General features: G+C 61.7%; 9 protein-coding genes, 1 tRNA gene and 1 pseudogene. 7 read left to right on the plus strand and 4 right to left on the minus strand.

The features are described from left to right. Positions 1 to 97 precede the first annotated feature (97 nt). Positions 98 to 2,569 carry an endopeptidase La gene (gene lon / locus AC3EA7_RS03830; RefSeq protein ID WP_488612707.1) on the plus strand — a complete coding sequence of 824 codons (2,472 nt, stop codon included), beginning with the start codon at positions 98 to 100 and terminating at the stop codon, positions 2,567 to 2,569. 169 nt (positions 2,570 to 2,738) lie between these two features. Here lon and AC3EA7_RS03835 read toward each other — a convergent pair whose 3' ends face one another. Next, on the minus strand, positions 2,739 to 3,764 hold the full coding sequence (locus AC3EA7_RS03835; RefSeq protein ID WP_488612708.1) for a helix-turn-helix transcriptional regulator: 1,026 nt from the start codon (positions 3,762 to 3,764) through the stop codon (positions 2,739 to 2,741). A 681-nt stretch (positions 3,765 to 4,445) separates the two neighbouring features. On the opposite strand from AC3EA7_RS03835, the gene AC3EA7_RS03840 reads away from it, so the two are divergent. Further along, positions 4,446 to 4,522: transfer RNA gene (locus tag AC3EA7_RS03840), tRNA-Val, on the plus strand. Between the two features lie 502 nt (positions 4,523 to 5,024). On the opposite strand, the gene AC3EA7_RS03845 is transcribed toward AC3EA7_RS03840, so the two are convergent. Both AC3EA7_RS03845 and AC3EA7_RS03850 read right to left on the minus strand, forming a co-directional pair. Then, positions 5,025 to 5,411 (minus strand): hemerythrin domain-containing protein, encoded by a 387-nt coding sequence (locus AC3EA7_RS03845; protein ID WP_488612709.1) that lies wholly within the window; start codon positions 5,409 to 5,411, stop codon positions 5,025 to 5,027. A gap of 321 nt (positions 5,412 to 5,732) precedes the next feature. After that, complete coding sequence (locus AC3EA7_RS03850) at positions 5,733 to 6,374, minus strand: SH3 domain-containing protein (protein ID WP_488612710.1); 642 nt, start codon at positions 6,372 to 6,374, stop codon at positions 5,733 to 5,735. 400 nt (positions 6,375 to 6,774) lie between these two features. Here AC3EA7_RS03850 and AC3EA7_RS03855 point away from each other — a divergent pair, with 400 nt between their 5' ends. From AC3EA7_RS03855 to AC3EA7_RS03875, 5 genes are all read left to right on the plus strand, one after another. After that, a complete protein-coding gene (locus AC3EA7_RS03855; RefSeq protein ID WP_488612711.1) occupies positions 6,775 to 8,739 on the plus strand; it encodes an outer membrane protein assembly factor BamB family protein in 1,965 nt (654 codons plus the stop codon). Between the two features lie 70 nt (positions 8,740 to 8,809). After that, positions 8,810 to 9,781: a PP2C family protein-serine/threonine phosphatase gene (locus tag AC3EA7_RS03860; protein ID WP_488612712.1), complete on the plus strand. Its 972-nt coding sequence runs from the start codon at positions 8,810 to 8,812 to the stop codon at positions 9,779 to 9,781. A 96-nt stretch (positions 9,782 to 9,877) separates the two neighbouring features. Then, positions 9,878 to 11,155, plus strand: coding sequence for a VWA domain-containing protein (locus AC3EA7_RS03865; protein WP_488612713.1), 1,278 nt, complete (start codon positions 9,878 to 9,880; stop codon positions 11,153 to 11,155). Between the two features lie 47 nt (positions 11,156 to 11,202). Beyond that, entirely contained in the window at positions 11,203 to 11,724 is a 522-nt protein-coding gene (locus AC3EA7_RS03870) for an FHA domain-containing protein (protein ID WP_488612714.1), read from the plus strand. 12 nt (positions 11,725 to 11,736) lie between these two features. Next, positions 11,737 to 11,982 (plus strand): hypothetical protein, encoded by a 246-nt coding sequence (locus AC3EA7_RS03875; protein ID WP_488612715.1) that lies wholly within the window; start codon positions 11,737 to 11,739, stop codon positions 11,980 to 11,982. 434 nt (positions 11,983 to 12,416) lie between these two features. Here AC3EA7_RS03875 and AC3EA7_RS03880 read toward each other — a convergent pair. Further along, positions 12,417 to 12,928: pseudogene (locus tag AC3EA7_RS03880) on the minus strand (hypothetical protein); the annotation flags it as partial.

Below are 12,928 nucleotides of genomic sequence, written 5' to 3' on the forward strand. Positions count from 1 at the left end.
TCCATGACCGCCTGGAAGCCTTGACTGTCACTGCGCAGCGCATCATAATACCTCATACGCGGGGTCTCTCTCCGCCAGACTTCCAGAGGTAAAGGCTATGGACCATAAGCCCGTATTCGAACCAATCCAACCGATTCAGACATTACCACTGATCCCGCTCGAGGGCGTGGTCGTTTTTCCCTACACCGTCGTGACCGTGCCGCTTAACGAGGAGGTTGAGGCGGCAGCGCACGCCGGGATGAAAGAGGGACAATTGGCGCTGCTGGTTGCATACCGGCGTGACGCACCGGCGAACGCGCCGCTCGCGCTGCGACTTCACCGTGTCGGCGTGGTTGCGCGCATCGAGCAGATCGGGCGCCTGCCAAACGGCGCGAATGGCATGGTTGTGCGCGGTCTGGTACGGGCGGAACTGCTCGAACAGACCCAGGATCAGCCCTACCCGCGTTTCAGTTATGTCGAGCGTCATGACCATGCCGAGCGCACCCAGGAACTCGAGCAGTTGATGACCGAGGTGCATGCCGCGATTGACGCTGTGCTGGAGCAGCGCCCCGGCATTCCCCAGGAGATCCGCAACTTCGTGCGCAGCATCGATGATCCCGGTCATCTTGCCGATAACACCGGCTATTCGCCGGACTACACCTTCGAGGAGCGGCAGGACCTCCTCGAAACCTTTGATGTCGTCGAGCGTTTGCGCAAGGTGCTGGCGTTCTATCGCAAGCAACTGGCGCTGCTGGATGTTCAGGCGCGCCTCCGGCAGGAAGTGCAGGATGCAGCAGCGCGGCAGCAACGCGAATTCTACCTGCGCCAGCAACTGCGCGCTATTCAAAAGGAACTGGGTGAAGACGACACGGAGGCGGACGAACTGGCGGAACTGCGCGAGAAACTCGAAGCGGCCAACCTTACGCCTGTAGCGCGCAAAGAGGCCGACCGCGAACTCAACCGCCTCAGCCGGATGAACAATGCTTCGCCCGAGTATCAGATGGTGCGCACCTATCTGGAATGGATGGCAGAACTACCGTGGAACAAGACGACCGGCGCGCCTATCGATATCGCCTACGCCCGCCAGGTGCTCGATGAGGATCACTATGGTCTGCATACGATCAAAGAGCGCATTCTCGAATATCTGGCGGTCCGGCAGCGCCGTCAAACACTGACCGGGGAGCACGAACGGGTGCGCGAGCCAATCCTGGCGTTCGTCGGTCCGCCCGGCGTCGGGAAAACGAGCCTGGGACAGAGCATTGCGCGGGCGCTGGGGCGGCAATTCGCGCGCATGAGCCTTGGGGGCGTGCGCGATGAAGCCGAGTTGCGCGGGTTCCGCCGCACGTACATCGGATCACAGCCAGGGCGGCTGATCCAGGAACTGCGTCGCGCCGGCGCGTCCGATCCGGTCATCCTGCTCGATGAGATCGACAAACTGGGGCACGACTACCGTGGCGACCCGGCGGCGGCGCTGCTGGAAGTGCTCGACCCGGAGCAGAACGACACGTTCACCGATCACTACCTGAACGTGCCGTTCGACCTGAGCAAGGTGCTGTTCATTGCAACCGCCAATACGATGGAGACGGTGCCGCCAGCGTTGCGCGACCGGATGGAAGTCATTGAACTGAGCGGCTACACCGGGGACGAAAAAGTGCACATTGCGCAACGGCACCTGATTCCGAAGCAACTGCGCGCCAATGGATTGCGCGCGGACGAAGTCATCTTCACCGAAGAGGCGCTGCACACGATCATCCACGACTACACCCGCGAAGCGGGAGTGCGCAATCTGGAACGGCAGATTGGCGCCGTGTTGCGCAAAGTGACGCGCCGTATGGTCGAGGAGCGCTCAGAAGCGGAATCTGCGCCTGTTCTGATCGATGGCGCATTTGTCCGCAATGCGCTCGGACGTCCCCGGTTCTTCAACGAAGCCAGGGAGCGTATCGATCAGCCCGGCGTAGCGACAGGACTGGTCTGGACGCCAGCCGGCGGTGACATTGTCTTCGTCGAGGCATCGGTCGTCGAGGGGAGCCGCGAACTGCGCCTGACCGGGCAGTTGGGGGATGTGATGCGTGAAAGCGCCGAAGCAGCCCTGACCTATGTCCGTTCACGGGCGCATACCCTGGGCATCGATCCGCGCTTCTTCGATACGCATGCTATCCACATTCACGTTCCAGGAGGCGCTATTCCCAAGGACGGACCCTCGGCAGGGATCACAATGGCGACAGCCCTTGCCTCGGCGGCAACCGGTCGCCTGGTGCGTGACGATGTGGCCATGACCGGTGAGATCACCCTGCGTGGGCGGGTGCTGCCGGTCGGCGGGGTGAAGGAAAAGGCGCTCGGCGCCCACCGCGCTGGCATCAGCACCATTATCCTGCCGCGCCGCAACGAGGTTGACCTCGATGACCTGCCGGCGGAGGTGCGCGAGGCGTTGACCTTCGTGCCTGTCGAAACGCTCGATGAGGTGCTGGCGGCGGCGTTGCTGCCGCATCCGGCAGCGACTATCAGCAACCTGTTTGGCACAACGCCGCAGGAAGAATCCTCGTCCGAAGAAGCGCCGTGCAACGGCATTGCGACGCCTGGCCGGGTGTAGGCGTCAAAAACCTGTGTTGGGGAGGCGAAGGCATTGCCTGCGCCCACCCTATTGCCTGCGCCCACCCCATTGCCTGCGCCCACCCAACGGCAGACGTTGGCTTCGACAAGCTCAGCCAACGTCCGCCGCTCCACGTCCTTGAGCGTCCTGGTTTTGGGTGATCGCGCTATTAGCGCACAGCGACCGGGCTGCCGTACAGCGACGCCATCGCTTCCACAGTTTCACGGAGCGTGTCAATAAGTTCAGGCGGTTCGATCACCCGGCAGCGATCGCCATAGCGCAACAGCACATCACGCGCAACAGCAAGATTAGAAATCGTTGCCGTCACCATGGCGCTGCCATCGTTGCCGTACTCGACCCGCATATTGGGAAAGAACGACACCCCATCGGCACTCTGAGCAATCTCAGGATGCAGCCAGTACCGCAGGGTATATGTTTGCGCCTGCGGACGCTCTGGCGGCAGCGGGGTCGGAAGAACCTGCACCGTGCCAGGCACGATGCGATCAAGCCGGTAGTCTACTGTTGTGAACAACTGCTCAGACCCTGCCGGTTGCACTTCGAGCAGCGTGGCATCGAGCAATGTATGTCCGCTGTTACGGAAGAAGATGCCGTAGGGAGCGACACGATGGCGGCGCGGCGCCTCACCGTTGTTCAGCCCCCAATACCGAAAGACGAGTTCGTGCTTCTCTTCGATCGCCTGACGCACAGTTGCCAGCACATTAGAGTCAATGCGACCGATTGGCATCTTCTGGCGGGTTGTGCAGCGACGCGCGTGCACCTGAAGTTGCAACCGGTTGGGAAGCATGTGCATGACCTGATCGAGCAGAGCGCGAATGTGTGATTGCATTGGATTACCCGTGCCAGGCGGGTAACTCGCATCGAGCAGCGCCAGCGCTTCCAGACAGTGCTGCGGCGGATCGAGCAACGCAAGTTCACCCAGATCGATAATCACGTACTTTCCCTGGTCGCGCCGATAGACAATCTGGCAATCATACTCTCCTTTGAGCGAGTCCAGATCGTGTTTGAGGGCTGCCGCTGCATTTGCGGGATATCCATTCTCACCGAGTTCTGTCTGGACTCTGGAGATCAACTCTGCTGCGCTTGCAGGCGCGCGCAGCAACTGACGCACCAGAAACAAACGTCTGCGAAAAGTCACCCAGGAACTGCGCTTGATGCCACCACTCCGGCGTGCCATGCCGTCCTCCATTGCGGGTATGTAACGTCATACATTGTGAAGCAGAATACCATGAATCATACAGGCAACCCCTGCACAAAATCGCCACAAACCGTCCATAAAAGTTTAGATATTTGAACTTTGAGTCCACTGCACAAAGGCTTCGCCACCAAGGGCACGAAGCGCGCGAGGGTGAATAAAAACGAAGCGCATTTCCTTTGTGTCCCTTGGCGACCTTCGTGGTTACCGCTTGTCGCAGTGACGTCAACTTTATAATCCGGCGCGCGCTGCGCCCGGCGGCTGACGCCGCAGGCGACGGGGGCGAAGCCTGCCGGCGCAGGCGAGACGATCCGTCACCTGCGTGATATGAGATTCCCTTCCCCCAAGTCTGATACTCATGCACGGTCATTCGTACCATACTGCCGGAGCGCTGCGGGCTGAAGCCCTCGCTGAGGAGGCGGTTCGACTGCGCTCACCGCACGCGGTTCGACTGCGCTCACCGCAAGTGGAAGCCCCGCTGGGGCTGCTGACATCAATGCGTAGTCGTGTATCCACGACACGATTGCCGGTGCGCGTTGACCGTTGCGCAAGGCGCAACGAACACGCGAACATCTTGTCCGACTGACTGCAAGTTGGTATGAGAAGTTACCACAGTGCCGGGAGTTGCGCGTTCAGACGCTCCGTGGTATACTTTTGGGTGTCGGGCGATTAGCTCAGTTGGCTAGAGCGCATCGTTCACACCGATGAGGTCACTGGTTCGAGTCCAGTATCGCCCACCAGAAATGGAAAAGACGCCTTTCATGGCGTCTTTTGCGTTTTCTGCTCACTGCCAGATTGCACCATCTTGCAAATATGATAGAATAAGGTACACTCTATATCATGAACAAAGTACGTCTGGCCCTGCTTGCTGTGAGAACTGACCGTCTGCGACGGCCAGATTGTATGTCCTGACCAGGGCGTTTGTTCTCCAGGGAGGCGGTATGGACTACGATGATCTGCCGGAAGACGCGCCCGGCGGCGATGATGAAAACACCGGGCCCTACGCCGATGAGTGCGGCGGCGAGATGTTTTGAGCACTCTGACCATCAGGCTTCGCCTTCGAGAAAGCACATGGAACCTGCACTGGCAGCGCGCCATTGCTCACCCAACTCCCGTAAAGCCTCATCGGCCAGCACTGCTTGCAGACGCTGAAACAGTGCACGCTCCTCACGACGCACATGGGTCTCGATCAGTATTCCCAGAGCATTGAGGCGCTCCTCGAGCGTCGCTGCATCGACTTCGTCATCGTGCAGGGTCGCAATATCTATCTGCCGTGATCCTGCGATGCTCGGTGATCAGGACGGCGATGAGGGCATCGACGACATCGTCTCTGCCTCTCACTGCGGGAAAGAGAATATCTTCTTCGCGCTGCATGTGCGGTAGTGCCAGCGCCGTCAGCGACTGACGCGCATACGTTAGCTTCTCGGCTGTTGTGGCGGGAGCGCCACGGTAGCGCGCCGCACCGCGCCGAATGACCTGGGCAATGAACAGTACCTGGCGATGCTCGTGCGACAGGGGCACAAGTCCGGGATGGCGTTTCATCGTTGCTTCCTCATTCCCGCTGTCGGTCCGCGTTTTGCCGACCGGATCATTGCTGCACAACACGAGTTGCGCCTGCGCGATCTGCATAACTCGCCTGGCCCGGCGTCGCCACCGCACAGACAGAATCTTATGCTCATGTGCGGTCATTTGTACCATACTGCCAGGACGCTGCGGGCGAAAGCCCTGGCTGAGGACGCGGTTCGACGGTGCTCACCGCAAGTGAAAGCCCCGCCAAGGCTGCTGATGCCACTGCGCAGTCATGCGTCCACGACACGCCTGCCGGTGCGCGTTGACCGTTGCGCCTTGAACAATGAACACGTGACTATCTTGTCTGACTGACCGCAAGTTAGTATTATGTGCCACCCGACGAACAGCGTCCACCGGAACAGGCTCATTTGTGACACATCTTCATGGTGTCGCCGGGACCAGGTAATCCGCAGCAGCCCAACCTTCAGCGCCTTCTGCGTCGCGCACCCGTTTCCACACCCGATCCGGCTGCACCGAGTCCTCGCCGACGACCGTCACGATCGTGCCTTCGGGCAGGGTTTTGATCGGCGTGTTGTTGAGGTTCGGCTCTGGACGCAGGAACAGACCGAGCGCGCCGGTGCCCTGAACGCGCAACTGTGCATTGAGCGGCGTCGTCGGCGTTAAAGTGAGGGTCGAGGTGAGCGGATCGGGGGTGACGGTCGGCTGTTCAGGCAGCGGCGTCAACACAATTGGCGGTTGCGACTGCGGTTCAGTTGCACTCCTGCCCGAAGGCAGAGGTTCGGGTGACCCTGCCTGGCTCAGCATGAAGAGGACAATGCCCGCCAGGATAATTGCCATCGCTGTCAGGACAAACTTCCACCCATCGTGCTGGAGCCAGAGGATCAGTTCCTGAGTAAAAGGGGCGCCGCCGCGTGATGGACGCGCCGCACTCCTGGTGCGCCGCCACGCCGGATTGACCGGCTCTGCGTGGTCATCGGGATTCAGTCGTTCAGTATCACGTGGATCCCGGCGCGGTGATCGGGGCGCACGCGGATCGAAGGGGTCGCCACTTTCACGTTCCATACCTCGCTCCTCACTCCTGAGAGTTCTTTTTCAATCATAGCACAGGTGTGCATGCGGTTCAACTCATAGAGCGATGACCCACAACCCGGACGCTCAAGGACGGGGAGCGGCTCACGGCGGCTTCGACCGGCTTGACCAACGTCCGTCGCAAGGGCGAAAGCCATGCCTTCTCCTCTCCAAGGAGATTTGCCGGATAGGCTCAGTTGCTCATTGATTCGCACGCCAGGAAGACCTATAATAGCAGCCGGAAGGCATAGATCTGTCAGAGATGCCGACTCGCGCATTCTTGTATCCGTCCTGTATAATAACAAGAGATTAACCGGTCGAGCACGCATTTGCTCTGCCAGGCGCGCCCGTTCGAATTGCAATATCGCAGTATGGCTCGCTGCGGAGGATTGGTATGGCGTTGATCAAGAAACCCGGCACGACCAAGGGCATCGACCTGAACTCGTCATCGTCGGGCGCGGAGGCGGACCCGCAAGGAACAGCAGCCCCTGGCGCCGGAGGGCGCGTCGTCGCGCCGGTGATGCAGCCTGGCGTCGTCTTGCAGGGGCGGTACGTGATCGAAGGCACACTGGGCATCGGCGGGATGAGCGTCGTCTATCGCGGGCGCGACCTGCGCTTCAAGGATGTCGTGCGTCCATGCGCCATCAAAGAGATGTATCAGAGCGCGCCGGATTCGAATACGCGGTTGCTGAACCTCAAGAACTTCGAGCGTGAAGCCGGGCTGCTGGCCACCCTGCAACATCCGGCTATTCCCAAGGTGTTCGACTTTTTCGAGGAGAATGGTCGGGTCTACCTGATCCTGGAACTGATCCAGGGGAAAGACCTGGAAACGGTGCTCGACGAAGCGAAAGGTCCGTTGCCTGAAGAACGGGTGGCGCGTTGGGCGGTGCAGCTGTGCGAGGTGTTGTCGTATCTGCACAACCAGAAACCGGAACCGATCGTCTTCCGTGACATGAAGCCGTCGAATGTCATGGTGACAGCCGATGATCGGATCATCCTGATCGACTTTGGCATCGCTCGCAGCCTGGTGCGCACCCGCGGCACCGTCATCGGCACCGAAGGATATTCGCCGCCGGAACAGTACAAGGGCATCGCCGAACCGCAGAGCGACCTTTATGCGCTTGGCGCCACGCTCCACCATCTGTTGACCGCCAGCGACCCGCGCACCGAAACGCCGTTTACGTTTCACGAACGCCCGCTGCGCCAGTTGAACCCGCAGATCTCGCCGGAATTCGCCGCAGTCGTTGAAAAGGCGCTCTCCTACGATATGAAAACGCGCTGGGCGTCGGCGGAAGAAATGCGCCTGGCACTGTTGCAGACGCCGACGCTGCGCAGCAAGCAGGGCGGAGGCACGGCAACCGCAGGGAAAGTCGCGCTGTCGCGCGCGAGCGGCGCGGCGACCACCAAACTGGTCTGGCGCTTTGTCTGTGAAGATGAAGTGCGCTCCTCACCATGCGTCAGCAATGGCATGGTCTTCGTCGGAAGCTACGACACGAACCTGTATGCGGTCGATGCCGGTCGCGGCGAGTTTCGCTGGAAATATGCCACCGAAGGGGGCATTTCATCATCGCCCGCCGTATGGAATGATATCGTCATCGTGGGATCGGAAGATGGCGCAGTCTACGCCTGCGACATCCGTCGCGGCGTTCTGCGCTGGACATTTCGCACCAGTAAGCCGGTGCGCTCGTCGCCGCGGGTGCTGGATCGCGTGATCTTCATCGGGTCGGACGACCAGCATTTCTATGCGATCGACGGGCTGCGCGGCGCCCAGATCTGGAAATACCGCACCTGGATGCCAATCCGTTCCTCGGCGTGCATTGCAGGAGAGTCGGTCTACTTCGGCGGCGGCGATGGGTTCGTCTATGCGCTCAGTATCAAAAATGGCGGGGTGCGCTGGAAGCAGCGCACCCAACAACCGGTGATTTCATCGCCAGCGTTCGCCGAGAATATGGTGATCGTCGGCTCGATGGATAACACCCTTTATGCGCTCGACAGCGAAGGCGGGTGGCCCGTCTGGAAGTACCGCACCAACCATTATGTCAACTCGTCGCCATTCGTCCTGGGAACGCGCGTGTTCGTCGGCAGCGTCGATGGCAACCTGTATGCGATTGAACTGAAGAACAGCAAGCTGGCCTGGAAGTACGATACCGGCAGCCAGATCACCTCGTCTCCACGGGTCGAGCAGGGGCGCGTTTACTTCGGCGCTGCCGACGGGTGCGTGTACTGCCTCGATGCAGCCAACGGCACGCTGATCTGGCGCTACGAAACGCAGGGTCCGGTGGTGTCGTCGCCGGCGATCAGTGAGGGCGTGGTCTACATTGGATCACTCGATCACGCACTGTATGCGTTGCGCGCATAGCGCACAGCCGCTGCGCCATTGACGGAGCTGACATGACGCGGCACGGTTCTCGACGAAAGACAGGCGACCTATGAGCGAAAATCCGTCACCCGAACCCCCTTCCGCACCGGCGCCCGATCCGTCCGATACGGCGTGGTGGTCCGACGAGAGCGATGGCACGCGCCCACTCGATACGCACGCAGTCATGACGCAGGGAGATGTTCTCGACCGCAGACGCGGTGAAACGGAACCGCTCGCCGATGATGCGCTCCCGCGCGAAACCCCGCCGCCGCCGCCGGCGATCGCCGCTGCCGCAATGCGGCACATCGGCCAGGTGCGTGAAACCAACCAGGACGCCATCTACACGCTGATCAGCAGCATCCCGCGCGAAACGGGCGATGCCACGCTTGGGTTGTTCGTCATCGCCGATGGAATGGGCGGGCACGAAGGGGGCGAGATCGCCAGCCGCATGGCGGTGGCAGCCGTCGCGCGGCGCGTTATCGCCGACCTCCTCGTGCCGGCCATTGAGGGAAGTATCAATGTTTCCCTCCAGGCATTGATAGTCGATGCCGTTCAGGAAGCCAACCGCACCATCTGGGAACATGCCCGAATGACCGGATCGGACATGGGCACTACCTGCACTGCGGCGCTGCTGCTCGGTCGTTCACTGTACATCGGTCACGTGGGCGATACGCGCGCATACCTGATCGATGCCAGCGGCATCCATCAGTTGACCACCGATCACTCGGCGGTCGGACGGTTGATCGAGATGGGGCAGCTTGACCCGGCTGAGGCGCGGGAACATCCGCTGCGTTCCCAGTTGTACCGCACTATCGGGCAGCACCCGGAGGTTGCGGTCGATCTGGTGTTTCAGCCGATCGGCGGCGCGACGCACCTGCTCCTCGCCAGCGATGGGTTGTGGGGGTGCGTCGAAGAGGCGACTATGCTGCGCATTGTCCAGAGCATCGATAGCCTACAGCGCGCCGCGCGCGCCCTGGTCGACGCCGCCAATCGCGCCGGCGGGCCGGATAACATTTCTGTCGTCCTTGTCAGGCTCGTCTAGTTCTGCGAGAAGGACGCACTTTTTTCCTATTGCTAACATCATCGTATTTATGGTAGTGTATCTGCATATCCGCCCGTAAGATTTGGTGGCGCTCCGATGACACCAGGCATTCATCTGCAACAGACCCTGAGCCGAACGACACTGGCAGTCGGCGATGAACCGCAGTTGATCTACGTCCTTCTGGAAGCGCATGCCGAAGGGGTGGCGCAGCAACTGCCCAAATTGCCGTTGAACCTGTGCCTGGTAATTGACCGCAGTTCGTCGATGCGCGGCGAGCGCCTGATGCAAGTCAAGGACGCTGCGGCGCGGATTGTTGATCAACTGGGGCAGGACGATTATTTTTCGCTGGTGGTTTTCAATGACCGGGCGGATGTGGTGATTCCGGCGCAACGCGCGATTAAGAGGGCGGACCTGAAAGCGGCGATTGCGCAGATCGAAGCGGCAGGCGGCACCGAAATGGCGCAGGGGATGGCGCTTGCGCTTCAGGAAGTGCAGCGCCCGCTTCTGGCGCGCGGCATCAGCCGGATCATTCTGCTGACCGACGGCCGCACCTATGGCGACGAGAGCCGGTGCGTCGAGATCGCCCGTCGCGGGCAGTCGCGCGGCATCGGGTTGACGGCGCTCGGCATTGGGACGGAGTGGAACGAGGACCTGCTCGAGACGATGACCGCCAGCGAAAACAGCCGGGCGCAGTACATCGCCACGGCGCAGGATGTCGTCAAAGTTTTCGCCGATGAAGTGAAGCGCCTCCATGCCATCTTCGCCCAGCAGGTGCACCTGTCGGTCGAGGCGCGCCCCGGTGCGCTGTTGCGATCCCTCGATCAGGTGCGCCCGTTCATCGCGCCGATTACGATCGTCGAAGAAGCAGAGCGCCGCTGGGTCGCCAATCTGGGGGACTGGCCCGATACCGGGGTGCAGGGGTTTCTGCTCGAAGTCGTTGTGCCGCCCCTGCCGGTCGGCGATCATCCGGCGCTGAAACTGACGCTGCGGTACCATCTTTCAGGAGCGAATCTGCGCGATCAGGCGCGCGAACTCCTGGTTCGCGTCAGCCTGCGTCCGGCGGAAGAGGTCGCCTATCACGTTGATGCCACGGTCAAACACTGGTTGGAGCGCCTGGTGGCATACCGGTTGCAGGCAAACGCCTGGAAGTGCGCTGCAGAAGGACGCATCGAGGAAGCAAGTGAGCGCCTGCAAATGGCAGGCACGCGCATGCTTAGCGTTGGTGACACAGCGCTGGCGCATACATTACAACACGAAGCGACTCGTCTTTTGCGCAATGGCGCCGTGAGTGAAGAAGGGCGCAAACGCATCCGCTTTGGCACCCGCGGACTGATAGGACCGATTGCGGGCGATGAACGTGAGACGACAACGTGAGACGGCGGAAGTGCAGGCTCTCCCGTCTCCAATAACGGCGACTGCGTATGATTATTTGCCAGAACTGTTCAGCCCGACAACTCGATGGCACGATCTTCTGCACTGAGTGCGGCGCCAGCCTGATCGACGCCGGTCCGCCCGAATCAACGCGCGAACTCGATGTCGGCGTTATCGAGAGTCACGATCCTGTGGTAGTCTCCGGTCCGCCGTCGGGAGACGATCCGCAGTCCGCTCATACGGTCACGCTGGTCGTGGTAAGCAGTCGTCGCCGGATCGAGGTCAATCTCAGTGATGAGGCGCTCATCGGACGGGCAGACCCGACACGCGGCATTATGCCCGATATCGATCTCAGTCCGTTTGGGGGATATGATGCCGGCGTCTCGCGTCGCCATGCCATCCTGTCGTACCGCGATGGGGCATACCGCGTCGAGGACCTTGGCAGCGCGAATGGGACCTTTGTCAACGGTCGTCAGATCGATCCGATGTGCGCGACGCCGGTGAAGCATGGCGATGAGATCATGTGCGGCACCCTGTTGTTGCGTCTGGAAATCCGAAACCGACAGCGCTGAAAGGAGCCAAACGTGGCAAGAACCGTCATTTTGCACATTGCAGGCGAAGATCCGGTTCTGGCAGATATTGAGCAGGAACCGCAACCGGGCGATATGTTCATCAAGGTCACGAATATGCGCAAACGTGACGGCAAAGACGTGCCCTACCTGGCGCCCGGCGTTCAGAGTGTCATCTTCCCCTGGTGGCGCATCACGTTCGTTGAGGTCATGCCAAGCGAAGAGGAGCGCGGGTCGGTCATTGATTTCTTCCGCACCTGATAGGCTGCGGTGTTTTCCCCTCACCCCCCTGCCCCTCCCCCAGCGGGGGAGGGCAAGGGTGGGGGCCTTGCCCCCTCACCTCCCTGCCCCTTCGCGTCCTGGCGTCCTGGCGTTGATCCAACAACACGAAGGCGCAAAGGCGCAGCGGGGACGGGGCATATCACATCCCGCATCGTCGCCAACGCCGCACAGTCCCCTCCCCCAGCGGGGGAGGGCAAGGGTGGGGGCCTTGCCCCCTCACCTCCCTGCCCCTTTGCGTCCTGGCGTCTTGGCGTTGATCCAACAACACGAAGGCGCAAAGGCGCAGTGGGAGGCAGGATGCGCGTATTTCGTGGGAAGTGCCGGGCATCGCGGCGCCTGCACCGCCGACGGCGGACGGCGCGGCGAGCGAGGGGCGCGACGCCGTTCTCCTCCCTCGGTTGACCTGCCGTCTCCTAGGGCCACCACCGACCCACATCGGCGATGGCGCGGGCTGCTTCTGCCACTGCCTTCTCACCGCCCAGCGCCGCGATTACCGGCGTCAGTGCGCGCAGATCGACAAGCAGATTGCGGCGGCGATGCTGCGCCAGGATCGGCAGCGTCTCAGCCCAGCTCTCATAGAGCTGGGCACGGGGCAGTTCGGTGAGGTGCGGCGCCAGCGCCCCCAGCGCCTCGGCGCGCCACTCCTCATCCTCAATCGCCCGCGCCGCCGCCAGCGCCTCCTGCCACACCGTCACCTGCTCCGCCGCCGGCAGGTGCGGCGCCAGCGCCCCCAGCGCCTCGGCGCGCCACTCCTCATCCTCAATCGCCCGCGCCGCCGCCAGCGCCTTCCCCAGCAATCCCGCCGGCAGGTGCGGCGCCAGCGCCCCCAGCGCCTCGGCGCGCTCCGCAGCATCCTCAATCGCCCGCGCCGCCGCCAGCGCCTCCTGCCACACCGTCACCTGCTCCGCCGCCGGCAGGTGCGGCG

The sequence above is a fragment of the Roseiflexus sp. genome (genome assembly GCF_057785375.1).

What these genes read in the sequence shown, in the direction of transcription:
- AC3EA7_RS03870 (WP_488612714.1), top strand. Translation starts at nt 11,203, where the DNA reads ATGATTATTTGCCAGAACTGTTCAGCCCGACAACTCGATGGCACGATC.
- AC3EA7_RS03860 (WP_488612712.1), top strand. Translation starts at nt 8,810, where the DNA reads ATGAGCGAAAATCCGTCACCCGAACCCCCTTCCGCACCGGCGCCCGAT.
- lon (WP_488612707.1), top strand. Translation starts at nt 98, where the DNA reads ATGGACCATAAGCCCGTATTCGAACCAATCCAACCGATTCAGACATTA.
- AC3EA7_RS03865 (WP_488612713.1), top strand. Translation starts at nt 9,878, where the DNA reads ATGACACCAGGCATTCATCTGCAACAGACCCTGAGCCGAACGACACTG.
- AC3EA7_RS03845 (WP_488612709.1), bottom strand. Translation starts at nt 5,411, where the DNA reads ATGCAGATCGCGCAGGCGCAACTCGTGTTGTGCAGCAATGATCCGGTC.
- AC3EA7_RS03835 (WP_488612708.1), bottom strand. Translation starts at nt 3,764, where the DNA reads ATGGCACGCCGGAGTGGTGGCATCAAGCGCAGTTCCTGGGTGACTTTT.
- AC3EA7_RS03850 (WP_488612710.1), bottom strand. Translation starts at nt 6,374, where the DNA reads ATGGAACGTGAAAGTGGCGACCCCTTCGATCCGCGTGCGCCCCGATCA.
- AC3EA7_RS03855 (WP_488612711.1), top strand. Translation starts at nt 6,775, where the DNA reads ATGGCGTTGATCAAGAAACCCGGCACGACCAAGGGCATCGACCTGAAC.